This is a genomic window from Pseudorhizobium flavum (genome assembly GCF_044142885.1).
Taxonomy (GTDB): Bacteria; Pseudomonadota; Alphaproteobacteria; order Rhizobiales; family Rhizobiaceae; genus Neorhizobium; species Neorhizobium flavum.
This window is the reverse complement of record NZ_JBIOKZ010000006.1, coordinates 105,137-120,942: the sequence shown is the minus strand read 5'-3', so window position 1 is coordinate 120,942 and position 15,806 is coordinate 105,137. Positions and strand designations below refer to the sequence as shown.

The window sequence follows — 15,806 nt, the reverse complement described above, 5'->3', positions numbered from 1 at the left end:
AATGCAGACGCATATGCGGCGCGAGATCAACGAGATACCGGAGGCGGTCGCACGGCTCCTGGAAACGTCGGCGGGTGATCTGGCTCAGGCGGGTCGGGCCCTGCGAGAACGGGATCCCACCTTCCTCGTCACGATTGCACGCGGCTCCTCGGACCACGCTGCAACCTTCATCAAGTACGCAATCGAGCTCACGACAGGACGACCGGTCGCCTCGCTCGGTCCGTCGCTTGCCTCCATCTATCATGCGCCGATGAAGCTTGCCGGCAGCGCGGCCATCGCGATCTCGCAGTCGGGCAAGAGCCCGGATATCATTGCCATGACGCAGGCGGCGACGGAGGCGGGGGCACTCACCCTTGCGCTGACCAATACACCGGCCTCGCCGATGGCACAGGCCTCTTCCCACGCAATCGACATTCAGGCCGGTCCTGAACTCGCGGTGGCTGCGACCAAGTCCTACTTCAATTCCATCGTGGCGGGGCTCGCATTGCTGGCGGAGTGGGTGGACGACGACGCCCTCAAGCGTGCGCTGCAGGATCTTCCGTCGCTCTGCTCACGGGCCGTAAACCTCGATTGGACGGACCTTGCGGGGCAGCTCGGTGACGCGGATTCGCTTTTCATGCTCGGCCGCGGGCCGGCACTTGCGATTGCCAGCGAAGCTGCGCTGAAGTTCAAGGAAACCTCTAACATGCATGCGGAAGCCTATTCCTCCGCCGAGGTCCTGCATGGTCCGGTAGCGCTCGTCGACTATCGCTTCCCGATCATCGCATTTGCAGCGCGCGACGCCGCCGAGGCCTCGGTGGTCGAGATCGCCGATGGTCTGGTCGACAAGGGTGCCCTTGCCTTCGCGACATCGAGCCGGGCCAGCAAGGCCAGCGAGCTTCCCTTCGTCACGACCGGCCACCCCCTCACCGACGCACTCTGCCTCATCCTGCCGTTCTACGGCTTCGTCGAAGCCTGGTCACGCACGCGCGGCTACAATCCTGACGCCCCTGCGGCGCTCAAGAAAGTGACGGAAACGAAATGACCCCAATCGCCATCCGCAGCGCCCGCATCTTCGATGGAGAGACCTGGCATCAGGACTCGGCTCTCATGCTTTCCGACGGACGTGTCGCGGCCATCGTTGCAGAATCGGACGTTCCCGCCGAGGCCGAAGTCGTGGACATTGGTGGCGGCATTCTGGTTCCAGGCTTCGTGGACCTTCAGGTCAACGGCGGCGGGGGCGTCATGCTCAACGACGCTCCGACGGTAGAAGGGCTGCGGACCATCTGCGCCGCCCATGCCCGTTTCGGCACGACCGCGCTCCTTCCAACGCTGATCACCGATACGCCGGAGACCACTGCGGCCGTGATCGCCGCCGGACGGCAGGCCATGGCCGGGCACTTGCCGGGCCTCCTCGGCTTGCATCTCGAAGGTCCGCACCTTTCGCTCGCACGCAAAGGCGCCCACGATCCCGCGCTGATCCGGCCCATGGAGGAAGAAGATCTCGCCCTCCTCCTCCCCTGCGGCGGCAGCTTCCCCGCGATGATGATCACTGTCGCGCCCGAGAACGTCACGGAAGCACAGGTTTCGCGTCTGGCCGAAGCAGGCTTCGTCGTCAGCCTCGGTCATACCGACGCGAATTTCGACACCGTCCAGCGGTATGCAAAGGCCGGCGCGCGCACCGTCACCCACCTCTTCAACGCCATGAGCCCGCTCGGCCACCGCGAGCCGGGCATGGTTGGTGCTGCCCTACACACCGGCGTGCTCCATGCCGGCCTGATTGCCGACGGCATCCACGTCCATCCCGCCGCGATGGCGATCGCACTGCGCTCGAAACAAGGACCCGGCCGCATCTTCGTCGTCACCGACGCCATGTCGCCAATCGGGACCGATCTTACGCGGTTCACGCTGAACGGACGGGAGATCCTGCGTCGCGACGGCCGCCTGACCCTGGCGGACGGAACACTTGCCGGTGCCGACATCGACATGCTTGCCTCTGTCCGCTTCCTGCACGGCAGTCTCGGCCTCCCCATCGAAGAGGTGTTCCGGATGGTTTCCACCTATCCGGCCGAGGCGGCCGGGGTTGCCCCGCGAAAGGGCCGGCTGGCACCCGGCACGGATGCGGATTTTGTAGCGTTGACGGACGACCTGCAGATGAAGAGCACCTGGATCGGCGGTGCCTGCGTCTACTCGGCATGATCCCCGAGGAGGGGGAACCGGATCCGGACGCAGAGACCGTGCCCACCGGCCCCATCCAATAGTTCAAGACGCGCATGGTGCAACTCGGCAATCTCTTCAACGATGGGCAGGCCAAGACCCGAGCCTGAGGAATCGGCGCGCGTGCCACGGTCGAAGCGCTGCAGGACGGAGTCCCGCCTCTCCGGCGGAATGCCTGGCCCGTTGTCTTCGACTTCGAGGATGGCTTCCACTCCCTCTCTCCTGACACGAACGGTCAGGTCCGCACCGCGACCGGCATAGAGAAGCCCGTTGGCAACGAGGTTCTTCAGAAGCTCCGCAAGAAGCAGAGGCTCGCCGGTGATCATCAGCTTGCCGCCGCCCTCGAAACCAAGATCGATGCCCGCCTCTGCCGCGAGTGGGACGTGATCGGCGGTCACGCTCCGCGAAAGTGATCCAAGATCCGTCTCCTGAAAGGAGGCCGAGCGCGTCGCCGCGTCGATCTTCGCCATCAGGAGCAACTGGGCGAGCAGTCTTTCACCGTCCGCGACCGCTGCATCAGCCTTGCTGACTGCGATCTTCGCGGTGCCGAGGTCGGTTGACCGAGACGCGAGGGCGAGTTGGGTGCGGATGATGGCAAGTGGCGTGCGCAGCTGATGGCTTGCATTCCCCGTGAAATGCCGAAGCGCCTCGAGCGCCGATTCAAGCCGCACCATGAAGGAGTTCACGGTGTCCACCAGACCCTGCACCTCGCTTGGGACCCGCTCCGCGATCGGATGCAGATCATCGGGACTGCGTTGCGCGATCGCTTCGCTGAAGCGGTAGAGCGGGCGAAGGGAGACGGTGACTGCGATCCACACGATCACGGCGGCACCGATGATCATGAACAGCAGGCGGGCCGCGGACCGGAACAGGATGGTCTGCATCAACTGCTGGCGGGCCATGGTCGTTTCCGCCACCGTGACGCTGAACGGGACGGAATTGATACCGGTCGACGCAGAGCGCGCCAGAACCGCCACCCGGATCGGCTCGCCCCGAAACACAGCGTCCTTGAAGGCGGCCGCCTGACCCTCGCTACGTGGAATCGACGGCAGGGTCTGGTAGCCTGTGATGAAGGTCCCCGGCGGTCCGTCCACACGATAGAAGACGCGGTCCTGTGCCGCCGATGTCAGCATTTCGAGCGCGACATAGGGAATGTCGACCTCCAGCCTGCCGTCCTCCGACACCACCACGCGCTCCGCGATCGCCAGCGCTGAGCCCATGAGTACCCGGTCGGACACCTCATCCGCGGTCTTCTCGGCCTCCCGCCAGGTGTCCGCAAGTGCAAAGGCTCCGAGCACAGCGGTGGCGAGGAGCAGCCACGCGAGCAGCCGACGTCGAAGGGAATACGGGGGCGTCATCCAGCGGTTGCCGAATTCTCGAGGTAGTAGCCGATCCCCCGGGCGGTCCTCACCGTCAATCCGTGCGGAGCCAGCCGGCGGCGCAGTCGGCTGACATATTGTTCGATGGCATTGGCCGAAAGATCCTCGTCGAAGCCCGTCAGTGATCCCACGATCGCATCCTTGGAGACGACTTTTCCAGCTCGCAGAAACAGCAGTTCCAACAGGGCAAGCTCGCGCGCAGGAATGTCCAGCGGTACGCCGGCGCTTGTGAATGTCCGGGAGGTAAGATCCAGCGTGACGCCCCCGAACTGGACGACGGAACTCCTCAACCCCGCCTGTCGGCGCAGCAGCATGCGGATGCGCGCCTCGAACTCAGAAATGTCGAACGGCTTGATCATGTAGTCGTCAGCGCCGAGATCGAGGCCGCGCACGCGTTCCTCCGGTGCGCCACGTGCCGTCAGGATCATCACGGCTGCGCGGTTCTGCCTCGAACGCATGGAGCGCAACACATCGAGACCATCCATTTCCGGCAGGTTGAGGTCGAGAATGACAAGATCGTAGGTCTCCGCCACGGCAACCGCCTCCGCCGAGGCGCCGTCAGCCACCACGTCCACGGCATAGCCGCTGCCGCGCAAGAGCGTCGACAGACCCTCAGCAAGCGCCTGATTGTCTTCCACCAGAAGAATTCGCACGTCTATACCCCTCTCGCCGGAGATTATCCTGCGCGATGCCCGTTGTCACGAAAGCGAGGGGCCAGATCCTCGGCTTGTGCTGCGGCTCCTGCTGATGCATGGTTCGTGCATGAGGCCGCTCGCTATCCTCCCCCTTCTCCTTTCCTTCCTGTCCAGCTTTGCATCCGCGGCAACGACGGTTTTTCCTGCCCTGTCCGGCCGCGCCGATGCACCTGTACTGGTGGTCTACTCCTCGCTTGACGAGCCATTGGCGCGCCCGATGGTCGCGGGCTTCCAGGCTGCCAATCCGGATATTGCCGTACGCTATGAGGACATGCTGACGGGCGAAATCTACGATCGGATTGTGCGGGAAACGGATGCCGGGCAGAAAACGGCCGACTTCGCCTTCTCCTCTGCGATGGACCTGCAGGTCAAGCTTGCGAATGACGGCTATGCACAGCGCAGCGATCTGCCGATGAGCGAGACTTGGCCGGGCTGGGCCAACTGGCGCAATACCGCCTATGCCCTGACCTTCGAGCCGGCAGTCTTTGTCTATCACAAGCCAAGCTTCCAGGATGAAGCGCCACCCTCGACCCGCGCCGAGTTCGTGGCGCTCCTGTCGCAGCGCGGCGATGACGTCTATGGCCGGATCGGCACCTACGACATCGAGCGCTCGGGGGTCGGCTTCCTTTTCATGTCGCGCGATCAGGAGCAATTCGGCGATATCTGGTCGGTAATCCGAGCCATGGGAGCTGCCGGCGTCAAGCTCTATTCGACCAGCCAGGCAATTCTCGAGCGCGTGGCCGACGGGCGGTTTGTCCTTGGCTACAACATCCTCGGTTCCTACGCGGCCGACTGGGCGTCGCGGCATCCGGATGTCGGCATCGTGCTTCCGAAAGACTATACTGTCGTCATGTCGCGGATCGGTCTCGTTCCCCAGGCCGCCGCCGCCCCCGAGCTCGGCCGCCGCTATCTCTCGTTCTTCATGTCTCGCCAGGGCCAGACGATCATGGCGCGTGAACTGCAGATCCCGGCCGTCAGCCCGGAGGTCTCGGGCAACAATACCGCCACCACCATGCGGGAGATGCTGGGCGGGCAGCTCAAGCCCGTACCGGTCAGCCTCGGATTGATGGTCTATCTCGACCAGGTGAAGCGGGCGAGGCTCATTTCACGCTGGAACGAGGTGCTCCGGCTGCAGTGAACTCCCCTTGCCATTTGCGCAGGAGAGGCGGAATGTCAGGTAGATGTCAGCTTGATATGATCGCTTATGGGCATTCGGCGCTCCTGGAGGGGTGTGCCGATGCGGATGGGAGGAGCGCCCGGCGGCATGTGCTGCCAGCACGCCGTCCTCCTTTCCCAAACAAGATGATCGCGCCAGACGGCGCTTGATGGAGGACAGACCCTTGAAACACTTCGTTCTTGCTTCGATTCTCGCCGGAGCTCTCGCTCTGCCGGCCGCAGCCGCCGACTACACCATCATGGCGCCTGCAGCGCCCGGCGGCGGCTGGGACCAAACCGCACGCTCGCTCCAGACGGCCCTTCAGGAAGAGGGCATCTCCGGCAATGTGCAGGTCGTCAACGTTCCGGGCGCCGGCGGCACGATCGGCCTCGCGCAGTTCGCCAGCCAGCAGAAGGGCAACGCGAACGCCCTGATCGTCGGCGGTTACGTCATGGTCGGCGCCATCCTGACGAACCAGTCGCCGGTGACCCTGAAGGACGTCACGCCGATCGCCCGCCTGACCGGCGAATATGAAGCCATCGTCGTACCGGCGTCCTCCGACATTCAGTCGATCGACCAGCTCGTCGAGAAGCTGAAGGCCGATCCGGGTTCGGTTTCCTGGGCAGGCGGTTCTGCCGGCGGTACCGACCATATTGCCGTGGGGCTTCTCGCAAAGGCAGCTGGCGTCGATCCTACCAAGATCAACTACATCGCCTATTCGGGCGGCGGCGAGGCACTCGCAGCCATCCTCGGTAGCCAGGTAACTGCCGGCATTTCCAGCTATGGCGAGTTCCAGTCGCAGGTCGAGGCCGGCACGCTGCGCCTGCTCGCCGTTTCCAGCGATGAGCGCATCGAGGGCGTGGACGCCCCGACGCTGAAGGAGGCCGGCTACGACGTCGTGCTGCAGAACTGGCGCATGGTAGCGGCAGCTCCCGGCCTTTCCGACGAGCAGAAGGCTGCCGTGCTCGCCGACATCGAGAAGCTCGCCAAGTCGGCAACCTGGCAGGAGACGCTGAAGACCAAGGGCTGGGCCGATACCTACCTTGCAGGCGACGAGTTCGATGCGCAGCTCGAGAAGGACATCAGCGCGACCGAAACCGTGCTGAAGGATATCGGGCTGGTGAAATGAGCCTCGACCAGCCGAACGTTGAAAACGAGCAGCGCCGCCCCGATTGGGCGGCGCTTACCATCGCCGTCGTCCTCGTCGCGATTGCGGCAGTGATCTTCTTCGACGTCGCCCGCGTGAAGGGTGCCGCCGGCTATTCGCAGGTCGGGCCAGCAACAGTGCCGGAATGGATCTCCTTCGGCTTGATCGGGCTGGCGATCTGGACTGCCATCGAGGCGTTCCGCGGCGATTTACCGCAGCGGGAGAAACAAGAGCTGGGCCCGGTATTCTGGGTGGTCGCAGGTCTTGCGGCGCAGATGCTGCTCCTCAACCGCGCAGGCTTTTCGATCGCTACGGGCGTGCTCTTCGGATTTGTCGCTGCTGGCTTCGGTCGTAGAAAGCTATGGCTTACCATCCCCGTCGGCATCGTCATCTGCCTCGGAATCTACCTGATCTTCGCCGGACTGCTCCAGCTGTCCCTCCCCGCCGGGCCACTGGAACAGCTGTTCCTCTGACGAGAGCACCGGGATACCCCTATGACCACATTCGAGTTTCTCTTGCAGGGGTTGCTGTCGGCCATGGAGCCGATGAACCTCGTCTATGCCCTGATCGGCGTGACGCTCGGCACGGCCGTCGGCGTTCTGCCTGGGATCGGCCCGGCGCTGACCGTTGCTCTGCTGCTGCCGGTCACGTACCGGCTCGACCCGACCGGTTCCCTGATCATGTTCGCCGGCATCTACTACGGCGGCATGTACGGCGGATCGACGACATCGATCCTCCTCAACACACCCGGCGAAAGCGCGTCCATCGTCACGGCGCTGGAGGGCAACAAGATGGCCAAGGCGGGCCGCGGCGGACCTGCACTTGCGACCTCTGCCATAGGCTCCTTCGTTGCCGGTCTTATCGCCACGCTGCTGCTGGCCTTCCTCGCACCCTACGTCGTCCAGGTCGCCATCCAGTTCGGACCGCGGGAGTACTTCGCGCTGATGGTGCTCGCCTTCGTCACCGTTTCCTCAGCCTTCGGGGATTCTGCGCTTCGTGGCCTGACTGCGCTTTTCGTCGGTCTGGCCTTTTCGATCGTCGGTATCGACCAGCTGACAGGCCAGACCCGCCTCTCCTTCGGTGTTCCAGACCTGCTGGATGGCATCGAAGTGACGACGATGGCAGTCGCCATGTTCGCCATCGGGGAAACGCTCTTCGTGGCCGCGCAGGGCATGCGGGGGCCGGAGACGGTGGAGGCTGTGAAAGGCTCCGTCTGGATGAGCGCGCAGGACTGGGCCCGCTCCTGGAAACCCTGGCTTCGCGGCACCGTGATCGGCTTCCCGATCGGCGCCATGCCGGCCGGCGGTGCGGAGATCGGCACCTTCCTTTCCTATGCGACGGAAAAACGACTGACGAAGCATCCGGAGGAGTTCGGCAACGGTGCCATCGAAGGCGTCGCAGGGCCGGAGGCAGCCAACAACGCATCGGCCGCCGGCACGCTCGTGCCGCTCCTGACGCTCGGCCTGCCGACCACCGCGACGGCGGCGATCATGCTTGCCGGCTTCCAGCAATATGGCCTGCAACCCGGCCCGCTGCTGTTCGCCACCAATCCGCAGCTTGTGTGGGGGCTGATCGCTTCGCTCCTCATCGCCAATGCCATGCTGCTCGTTCTCAACCTGCCGCTGATCGGCCTGTGGGTGAAGCTGCTGACCATCCCTAAGCCCTGGCTCTATGCCGGCATCCTGGTCTTCGCCACGCTCGGAACGATTGGGGCGAACCCTTCCGTGTTCGAACTCGGCATGCTCCTGACCTTCGGGCTGCTGGGCTATGTCATGCGGGTCTTCGGCTACCCGATCGCGCCGGTCGTGGTCGGTCTCATCCTCGGACCGCTGGCCGAACAGCAACTACGTCGCGCTCTGGCGATCAGCCAGGGCGACGTCACATATCTCTTCACCTCGCCCATCGCTGCTGTCCTCTTCGTGGTGGCGGCACTCGCCTTCATCGTTCCGCTGATCCTTCGGATCCGCGGCCGGGGTGCAATGCTGTCGCAGATGGCCGCGAACGAAGACTGAGCTAGTCCTCCCAGGAAGGAGGGCGGCTTCGGCGGCGCCCCCTTTCTTACCGTTCAAGGTCCAAAGACGGACCAGCCGGTGCGATGCGCCAGCATTTCCAGGGCGAGCGAGCCTACCAAAGAATTTCCGTTGTGGTTGAGGCCGGGAGACCAGACGGCGATGGACGCCTTGCCCGGCGCAACGGCAAGGATGCCGCCACCCACTCCGCTCTTCCCCGGAAGGCCCACGCGGTAGGCGAAATCGCCCGAGCCGTCGTAGTGGCCACAGGTCAGCATCAGCGCGTTGATCCGCCGGGCACGTTGGCGTGATACCACCGTATGGCCCGTCAGCGGGTTGCGCCCGGCTGCCGCAAGGAAAAGTCCGGAATGGGCGAGTTGCGTGCAGGTCATGGCCAGCGCGCAGTGGTGGAAGTAGACGCCGAGTACGTGGTCGACCGGATGGTCAAGCTTCCCGAAGCCCCGCATGAAGTTGGCGAGAGCGATGTTGCGATACCCTGTCGCCGCCTCGGACTTGGCGACGGCAGGGTCTATCGCGATACCATCATCGTCCGCGAGGTACTGGACGAAGCGAACAATCTCGCCGATCGCCTCCCTTGGCGTATGGCCGGCGAGGACCAGGTCACTGACCGCGATTGCGCCCGCATTGATGAAGGGATTGCGCGGCTTGCCTTCCTCGTGCTCCAGCTGGACAATGGAATTGAAGGCCGATCCGGACGGCTCCCGCCCCACCCGCTTCCAGACGTTTTCACCGTGCTTGCCGAGTGCCAGCGTCAGGGTGAAGACCTTGGATATGCTCTGGATCGAGAATGGCTCGTCGCAATCCCCTGCCTTGGCGACCACCCCATCCACCTCCGTCACGGCGATCCCGAACTTCTTCGGATCGATATGAGCCAGTTGCGGGATGTAATCCGCGACCTTGCCTTCCCCAAGCCGCGGCAGGAGAGCGTGATGGATCTCGTCCACGATGGACTGCAGGTTTTCCATAGGGGCCGCTATTCGAATTCCGAGCCGGAGAGATGGTTGCGGACCGAGGTCTTGACCTTGCCTATATCCGACCACAGGTCGGCGACCATGGCGCGGTCGACATCGGCCAGCAGGTCACGAAGCCATGCCTCGTGGGCGACGGCCATGGCCGCGAAGAGTTTTGCCCCCGCTGGCGTCAGTTGCGCGACCGTAACCCGCCGGTCACGATCCGGCGTGACGCGTTTGACCAGTCCGTCGGATTCAAGCCGCTCCACCAGCCCGGTAACATTGCCGTTGGTAACCATTGTCCGGCGGGACAATTCCCCAAGACGCAGCCCGTTCTTCTCGCGGTAGAGCTGCGCCATCAGGTCGAACTGCGGCAGCGTCGCGCCGAATTCCGTTCTCAGCCGACGGCGGATTTCCGTGGTGATCAGCTTGGTGGTCGAGAGCATGCGCAGCCACAGCCTCGTCTCCGGCTTGGCCGCGCCCGCGGGACCATGCACGATCAGCTCCAGATCCGCGCTCGCGGCATCGTTTTCCATGGTGTCCATCCGCGCCACATCCCCCTGTCTGAACAGTTACGAAGCGATATTTGAATTGTCAAAGGCTCCCTTGGTGGAGGTCTCCATCCCGAAAGCGCTTGACGATCGCCTCACGCCACTTATAGTTTAAACTTAAAATAATAAAGCGGAACATCAGGAGGAATAGCTTCATGCGCATCGTCTGCATCGGCGGCGGCCCGGCGGGGCTCTATTTCGCGCTCCTGATGAAGAAGCAGAACCCTGCGCACGAGATTTCGGTCGTCGAGCGCAATCGTCCCTATGACACGTTCGGCTGGGGAGTCGTCTTTTCCGATGCAACCATGGAGGCGATGCGCGCCTGGGATCCCGACAGTGCGGCCGAGATCGAGGACGCCTTCAACCATTGGGACGATATCGAGGTCTGGTTCAAGGGTACCCGCCAGCGTACCTCCGGCCACGGCTTCGTTGGCATTGGCCGCAAGAAGCTCCTCAACATCCTTCAGCGCCGCTGCGAGGCGCTCGGCGTCGAACTGGTCTTCGAGACGGACGTCGCGAGCGATCTCGACTATGCGGATGCGGATCTCGTCATCGCCTCGGACGGCTTCAATTCGAAGATCCGCAACCGGTATCAGGAGGTTTTCGAACCCAACCTCGTGACACGGCCGAACCGCTACATCTGGCTCGGCACCAACAAGCTCTACGATGCCTTCACCTTCGATTTCCGCAAGACGGATCACGGCTGCTTCCAGGCGCACATCTACAAGTTCGACGACAAGACTTCGACCTTCATCGTCGAGACCACCGAGGATGCCTACGAAAAGCACGGTCTCGGCCAGATGGACCAGCAGGGTTCGATCGACTTCTGCCAAGATCTATTTTCCGAGGTTCTGGACGGCGCCGAACTGATGACCAATGCCCGCCACCTGCGGGGCTCCGCCTGGTTGAACTTCAATCGCCTGATCTGCGGCAAGTGGAGCCATTTCAACGGTCACTCGCACGTCGTCCTGATGGGCGACGCCGCCCATACCGCCCACTTCGCCATCGGCTCGGGCACGAAGCTCGCCATCGATGACGCCATCGAGCTCACAAACCAGTTCAACCGGCACGGCCATGCGAAGGAGCAGATCCCGGCGGTTCTGGAGGACTACGAGGAAATCCGCCGCGTCGACGTTGCCCGCATCCAGAACGCCGCCCGTAACGCGATGGAATGGTTCGAGGTCGTGGGCAGGCGCTATGCCGATACGCTTCCCCCCGAGCAGTTCATGTATTCCATGCTGACCCGATCGCAGCGCATCAGCCATGAGAACCTGCGACTGCGCGACAAGGCCTGGCTCGAGGGCTATGAGCGCTGGTTCGCCAGTCAGGCAGGTGTCGAACCGTCAGCCGATGGCCGGGTGCCGCCTCCGATGTTCACGCCTTATACGATGCGCGGGGTGACGCTGACGAACCGCATCGTCATGTCGCCGATGGCGATGTATTCGGCCAAGGACGGCGTGCTCGACGATTTCCATCTCGTGCATTTGGGCGCCCGCGCGCTCGGCGGCGCAGCACTCGTCTTCGGCGAAATGACCTGCGTATCGCCGGACGCCCGAATCACCCCCGGCTGCCTCGGCCTGTGGAACGAGAAGCAGGCGGAGGGTTGGAAGCGGTTTGTGGATTTCGTCCATGGCAACAGCACCGCGAAGGTGGGTATTCAACTTGGCCATGCCGGGCGGAAGGGTGCCACGAAGCTGGCATGGGAAGGGATCGACCAGCCGCTTCAGACGGGCGACTGGCCGCTGATCTCCGCCTCCGCCCTGCCCTACCTGAAGAACAGCCAGGTTCCGAAAGCCATGGACCGCGCGGACATGGATCGGGTGAAGGCCGATTTTGTCCGCGCCACCGAGCTTGCCGTGACCACCGGCGCCGATTGGCTGGAGCTTCACTGTGCACACGGCTACCTGCTCTCGAGCTTCCTGTCGCCGCTGACCAACCGTCGAACCGACGAATATGGCGGCAGCCACGAGAACCGCGCCCGCTACCCGCTGGAGATCTTCAATGCCATTCGCGCCGTCTGGCCTGACGATAAGCCAATCTCGGTGCGCCTCTCCTGCCACGACTGGTTCGAGGGCGGTAATACGCCAGACGACGCGGCGATCTTCGCGCAGATGTTCAAGGACGCCGGAGCCGACATGATCGACTGCTCGTCCGGCCAGGTCTGGAAGGAAGAAAGGCCGGTCTACGGCCGCCTTTTCCAGACGCCGTTCTCCGACAAGATCCGCAACGAGGTCGGCATTCCCACCATTGCCGTCGGGGCAATTTCCGAGGCGGACCACGCCAATTCGGTGATCGCCGCGGGCCGCGCCGATCTCTGCGCTGTCGCCCGTCCGCATCTCGCCGATCCGGCCTGGGTGCTGCACGAGGCAGCGCGCATCGGGCTCACCGACATCGCCTGGCCGAGGCAGTACTATTCCGGCAAACAGCAATACGAGACCAATCTGGCGCGTGCCGCGGCAGCGAAGTGAGGATCGGCTGATGGATGCAGCGCGCAAGCTGGACGGCCGTCATGCACTGGTAACGGGTGCCGGCAGCGGCATCGGTGCGGCCATCGCCACGGCCTTGGTCGAGGCCGGCACGAGGGTCACCCTGGCCGGACGCCGCGCAGAACCCCTGAAGGCGCTTGCCGAAAGACTCGGGCCCTCGCAGGTTCACGTGGCTCACGGTTTCGATGTCACCAGCAAGACTGCTGTTGCGGATGGCTTGAAGGCCGCCCGTGCCGCATTCGGCCCCGTCGACATCCTCGTCAACAGTGCCGGAGAGGCGCCCAGCGCACCATTCGAGAAAACGTCGCTGGACATGTGGAACCACATCCTCGCGGTCGACCTGACCGGCGTCTTCCTCGTCACTCAGGCCGCCCTTCCCGACCTGAAGTCGCGCGGCGACGGCGCCCGTATCATCAACATCGCATCGACCGCCGGCCTCACCGGCTATGCCTATGTCTCGGCCTATACCGCGGCAAAGCATGGTGTCATCGGTCTGACGCGCTCATTGGCGCTGGAACTTGTAAAGACGGGTATCACCGTCAACGCGGTCTGCCCCGGCTTTACCGATACGCCGCTGATCGCGCAGGCGATTGAAACGATCGTCGCGAAGACCGGCCGCAGCCGGGAAGACGCGATGAAGGAATTCACGAAAAGCAATCCGCAGGGACGACTGATCCGGCCGGAAGAAGTCGCCGACGCGGTTCTGTGGCTGGCATCGCCCGCTGCGGCTTCGATCAACGGCCAGGCGATCGCAATCGCCGGCGGGGAGGTATTAGCAGGATGAGCACGGCTTCCATGGCAGGGCACCTTCGCCCGTTCAAGGATTATCAGGCGCAGCATTTCCTCTGGGAGGTCAGCACCGATGGGCGGGTCGCCACGGTCCGGCTGAACCGGCCAGAACGTAAGAATCCGCTTACCTTCGAAAGCTATGCGGAGCTGCGAGACCTGTTCCGCAACCTTGCCTATGCTTCGGATGTTCGCGCGGTGGTCCTGACCGGAGCCGGCGGCAATTTTTCGTCTGGCGGTGACGTGTTCGAGATCATCGAACCGCTAACGCAGATGGCGATGCCGGACCTCCTTGCCTTTACGCGGATGACCGGGGATCTGGTCAAGGCGATGAAGAAGTGCCCGCAGCCGATCATCGCGGCGGTGGACGGCATCTGCGCCGGCGCCGGTGCCATCCTCGCCATGGCGTCCGACATGCGTCTCGCGACGCCCGAGGCGAAGACCGCCTTCCTCTTCACCCGCGTCGGGCTCGCGGGCGCGGACATGGGCGCCTGCGGGATCCTGCCGCGCATCATCGGCCAGGGTCGCGCCGCGGAACTCCTCTTCACCGGCCGCGCCATGAGCGCCTCGGAAGGCCACGCCTGGGGCTTCTATAACGCGCTTCACGCAGCGGACTCCGTGGAGGCCGAAGCACTGAAGCTGGCGCAGTCGCTCGCGGACGGGCCATGGTTCGCCCACACGATGACCAAGACAATGCTGAACCAGGAATGGGCCATGGGCATCGACGAGATGATCGAGTCGGAAGCGCAGGCACAAGCCGTCTGCATGGCGACCAAGGACTTTCGCCGCGCCTTCGAAGCCTTTGCTGATAAGCGCAAGCCCGTCTTCGAGGGGAACTGACATGGCGGCACCGACCCGGCTGACCGGTCCGACCCGCGAGCATCTCGACTGGCCCTTCTTCGACGACAGCCACCGTACGCTGGCGGCACGGCTCGACGCCTATGCCGCATCGGGGTCACTTTCCGCCATCGACCATGCCGACACCGATCGCGCCTGCCGCAACCTCGTTCGCTCGCTCGGCGCGGCGGGACTATTGGATGCGGCCACCGGCGCTGGTGGCAAGCGCCCCATCGATTCCCGCGAGGCCTGCCTCACCCGCGAGACGCTTGCCTGGCATGACGGCCTCGCCGATTTCGCCTTCGCCATGCAGGGCCTCGGCACCGGCGCGATCGCGCTGTCCGGAACGGAGGAACTGCGTCGCGCCGTGCTGCCGAAGGCGCAGAGCGGTGAATGGATCGCGGCCTTCGCGCTCTCCGAGAAGGACGCAGGCACCGATGTCGCGGCAATGGCCTGCGCGGCGCGTCGCGACGGCGATCACTATGTCCTCGACGGCGAGAAGACTTGGATCTCCAATGGCGGCATTGCCGACGTCTACACCGTCTTCGCACGTACGGGCGAAGCGCCCGGAACCCGCGGCATCTCGGCATTTGTCGTCTATGCCGATGATCCCGGCTTCTCGATCGCCGAACGAATTGACGTGATTGCGCCGCATCCGCTGGCGACCATCCGCTTCGAGAACTGCCGCATCCCCGCTGATAGGCTGCTCGGCAGTCCCGGCGAGGGCTTCAAGATCGCCATGCGCACGCTCGACATCTTCCGCGCCTCCGTCGCTGCGGCCGCAATCGGCTTTGCCCGCCGGGCGCTGGACGAGGCGCTTGCCCATGCGACGACCCGTCCGATGTTCGGCAACCGCCTTTCCGACCTTCAGCTGACCCAGGCCGCATTCGGCGACATGGCGGCGCAGATCGATGCCGCGGCTCTCCTAACCTATCGTGCCGCCTGGCGCCGCGACGTCCAGGGCCTGCCGACCACCAAGGAAGCAGCCATGGCGAAGATGGTCGCGACGGAGAATGGCCAGCAGGTGATCGACCGCGCCGTACAGATGTTCGGCGGACGAGGCGTGAAGCGCGGCGAGATCGTCGAGAGCCTCTATCGCGAAATTCGTGCGCTGCGGATCTACGAGGGCGCAACCGAAGTCCAGAAACTCATCATTGCGCGCGAACTCCTGAAGGGCGCGCCTCCGGAGAAGACACATGCATGACATTCTTCAGCCCGAGGGCTGGGCGAAGCCGATCGGCTATTCTAACGGCGTGGCGGCACGCGGCCGGCAGGTCTATGTCGGCGGCCAGATCGGCTGGAACGGCCAGTGCCAGTTCGAGACCGATGACTTCGTCGAGCAGGTCCGCCAGACGCTGAAGAACGTGGTTGCAGTCCTCGCCGCCGGCGGTGCGGGCCCCGAGCACGTGACGACCATGACCTGGTACTTCACCGACAAGGCGGAGTATCTCGCCAACCTGAAGGGCATCGGCCAAGCCTATCGCGAAATCATGGGCAAGAACTTCCCTGCCATGGCCGCCATGCAGGTGACGGCCTTGATTGAGGACCGCGCCAAGATCGAGATCCAGGCCATCGCCGTCGTTCCGGAGTAAG

15 protein-coding genes are annotated in these 15,806 nt (G+C 64.0%); 11 read left to right on the top strand and 4 right to left on the bottom strand.

What is annotated here, in order from left to right:
• Position 1 precedes the first annotated feature (1 nt).
• Together ACEPP2_RS13225 and nagA are read left to right on the top strand one after the other, a co-directional pair.
• Entirely contained in the window at positions 2-1,024 is a 1,023-nt protein-coding gene (locus ACEPP2_RS13225) for an SIS domain-containing protein (protein WP_395516883.1), read from the top strand.
• Positions 1,021-2,178, top strand: coding sequence for an N-acetylglucosamine-6-phosphate deacetylase (nagA, locus tag ACEPP2_RS13220; protein WP_395516882.1), 1,158 nt, complete (start codon positions 1,021-1,023; stop codon positions 2,176-2,178). Before ACEPP2_RS13225 ends, nagA begins: the two co-directional genes overlap by 4 nt.
• Here nagA and ACEPP2_RS13215 read toward each other — a convergent pair.
• Positions 2,166-3,554, bottom strand: coding sequence for a sensor histidine kinase (locus ACEPP2_RS13215; RefSeq protein WP_395516881.1), 1,389 nt, complete (start codon positions 3,552-3,554; stop codon positions 2,166-2,168). The genes nagA and ACEPP2_RS13215 overlap by 13 nt on opposite strands.
• Positions 3,551-4,228 carry a response regulator transcription factor gene (locus ACEPP2_RS13210; protein ID WP_077548482.1) on the bottom strand — a complete coding sequence of 226 codons (678 nt, stop codon included), beginning with the start codon at positions 4,226-4,228 and terminating at the stop codon, positions 3,551-3,553. The genes ACEPP2_RS13215 and ACEPP2_RS13210 overlap by 4 nt, the downstream gene beginning before the upstream one ends.
• Positions 4,229-4,322: 94 nt before the next feature.
• Between ACEPP2_RS13210 and ACEPP2_RS13205 the strand changes: the two genes are divergently transcribed.
• The 4 genes from ACEPP2_RS13205 (at position 4,323) to ACEPP2_RS13190 (ending at position 8,585) form a co-directional block, all read left to right on the top strand.
• Positions 4,323-5,408: an ABC transporter substrate-binding protein gene (locus tag ACEPP2_RS13205; RefSeq protein ID WP_395516880.1), complete on the top strand. Its 1,086-nt coding sequence runs from the start codon at positions 4,323-4,325 to the stop codon at positions 5,406-5,408.
• A gap of 202 nt (positions 5,409-5,610) precedes the next feature.
• Positions 5,611-6,555 (top strand): Bug family tripartite tricarboxylate transporter substrate binding protein, encoded by a 945-nt coding sequence (locus ACEPP2_RS13200; RefSeq protein WP_142589042.1) that lies wholly within the window; start codon positions 5,611-5,613, stop codon positions 6,553-6,555.
• Positions 6,552-7,046 (top strand): tripartite tricarboxylate transporter TctB family protein, encoded by a 495-nt coding sequence (locus ACEPP2_RS13195; protein WP_395516879.1) that lies wholly within the window; start codon positions 6,552-6,554, stop codon positions 7,044-7,046. The genes ACEPP2_RS13200 and ACEPP2_RS13195 overlap by 4 nt, the downstream gene beginning before the upstream one ends.
• A 21-nt stretch (positions 7,047-7,067) precedes the next feature.
• On the top strand, positions 7,068-8,585 hold the full coding sequence (locus ACEPP2_RS13190; protein ID WP_395516878.1) for a tripartite tricarboxylate transporter permease: 1,518 nt from the start codon (positions 7,068-7,070) through the stop codon (positions 8,583-8,585).
• 53 nt (positions 8,586-8,638) lie between these two features.
• On the opposite strand, the gene ACEPP2_RS13185 is transcribed toward ACEPP2_RS13190, so the two are convergent.
• Positions 8,639-9,568: a glutaminase gene (locus tag ACEPP2_RS13185; RefSeq protein ID WP_152341431.1), complete on the bottom strand. Its 930-nt coding sequence runs from the start codon at positions 9,566-9,568 to the stop codon at positions 8,639-8,641.
• Positions 9,569-9,576: 8 nt separating this feature from the next.
• Positions 9,577-10,089 (bottom strand): MarR family winged helix-turn-helix transcriptional regulator, encoded by a 513-nt coding sequence (locus ACEPP2_RS13180; protein ID WP_077548619.1) that lies wholly within the window; start codon positions 10,087-10,089, stop codon positions 9,577-9,579.
• Positions 10,090-10,259: 170 nt separating this feature from the next.
• On the opposite strand from ACEPP2_RS13180, the gene ACEPP2_RS13175 reads away from it, so the two are divergent.
• The 5 genes from ACEPP2_RS13175 to ACEPP2_RS13155 are packed head-to-tail and all read left to right on the top strand — an operon-like array spanning position 10,260 to position 15,805.
• Positions 10,260-12,572 carry a bifunctional salicylyl-CoA 5-hydroxylase/oxidoreductase gene (locus ACEPP2_RS13175; RefSeq protein ID WP_395516877.1) on the top strand — a complete coding sequence of 771 codons (2,313 nt, stop codon included), beginning with the start codon at positions 10,260-10,262 and terminating at the stop codon, positions 12,570-12,572.
• A 10-nt stretch (positions 12,573-12,582) separates the two neighbouring features.
• Positions 12,583-13,374, top strand: a complete 792-nt coding sequence (locus ACEPP2_RS13170; RefSeq protein WP_395516876.1) for an SDR family NAD(P)-dependent oxidoreductase — start codon at positions 12,583-12,585, stop codon at positions 13,372-13,374.
• A complete protein-coding gene (locus ACEPP2_RS13165) occupies positions 13,371-14,216 on the top strand; it encodes an enoyl-CoA hydratase family protein (protein WP_395516875.1) in 846 nt (281 codons plus the stop codon). Before ACEPP2_RS13170 ends, ACEPP2_RS13165 begins: the two co-directional genes overlap by 4 nt.
• A 1-nt stretch (position 14,217) precedes the next feature.
• Entirely contained in the window at positions 14,218-15,417 is a 1,200-nt protein-coding gene (locus tag ACEPP2_RS13160; protein WP_395516874.1) for an acyl-CoA dehydrogenase family protein, read from the top strand.
• Positions 15,410-15,805, top strand: coding sequence for a RidA family protein (locus ACEPP2_RS13155; protein WP_239999515.1), 396 nt, complete (start codon positions 15,410-15,412; stop codon positions 15,803-15,805). The genes ACEPP2_RS13160 and ACEPP2_RS13155 overlap by 8 nt, the downstream gene beginning before the upstream one ends.
• The last annotated feature ends 1 nt before the right edge of the window (position 15,806 follow it).

Excerpts from the sequence above, each read along its gene's own strand:
- ACEPP2_RS13225 (WP_395516883.1), top strand. The coding sequence starts at position 2 with ATGCAGACGCATATGCGGCGCGAGATCAACGAGATACCGGAGGCGGTC.
- nagA (WP_395516882.1), top strand. The coding sequence starts at position 1,021 with ATGACCCCAATCGCCATCCGCAGCGCCCGCATCTTCGATGGAGAGACC.
- ACEPP2_RS13215 (WP_395516881.1), bottom strand. The coding sequence starts at position 3,554 with ATGACGCCCCCGTATTCCCTTCGACGTCGGCTGCTCGCGTGGCTGCTC.
- ACEPP2_RS13205 (WP_395516880.1), top strand. The coding sequence starts at position 4,323 with ATGCATGGTTCGTGCATGAGGCCGCTCGCTATCCTCCCCCTTCTCCTT.
- ACEPP2_RS13195 (WP_395516879.1), top strand. The coding sequence starts at position 6,552 with ATGAGCCTCGACCAGCCGAACGTTGAAAACGAGCAGCGCCGCCCCGAT.
- ACEPP2_RS13190 (WP_395516878.1), top strand. The coding sequence starts at position 7,068 with ATGACCACATTCGAGTTTCTCTTGCAGGGGTTGCTGTCGGCCATGGAG.
- ACEPP2_RS13185 (WP_152341431.1), bottom strand. The coding sequence starts at position 9,568 with ATGGAAAACCTGCAGTCCATCGTGGACGAGATCCATCACGCTCTCCTG.
- ACEPP2_RS13180 (WP_077548619.1), bottom strand. The coding sequence starts at position 10,089 with ATGGAAAACGATGCCGCGAGCGCGGATCTGGAGCTGATCGTGCATGGT.
- ACEPP2_RS13175 (WP_395516877.1), top strand. The coding sequence starts at position 10,260 with ATGCGCATCGTCTGCATCGGCGGCGGCCCGGCGGGGCTCTATTTCGCG.
- ACEPP2_RS13170 (WP_395516876.1), top strand. The coding sequence starts at position 12,583 with ATGGATGCAGCGCGCAAGCTGGACGGCCGTCATGCACTGGTAACGGGT.
- ACEPP2_RS13165 (WP_395516875.1), top strand. The coding sequence starts at position 13,371 with ATGAGCACGGCTTCCATGGCAGGGCACCTTCGCCCGTTCAAGGATTAT.
- ACEPP2_RS13160 (WP_395516874.1), top strand. The coding sequence starts at position 14,218 with ATGGCGGCACCGACCCGGCTGACCGGTCCGACCCGCGAGCATCTCGAC.
- ACEPP2_RS13155 (WP_239999515.1), top strand. The coding sequence starts at position 15,410 with ATGCATGACATTCTTCAGCCCGAGGGCTGGGCGAAGCCGATCGGCTAT.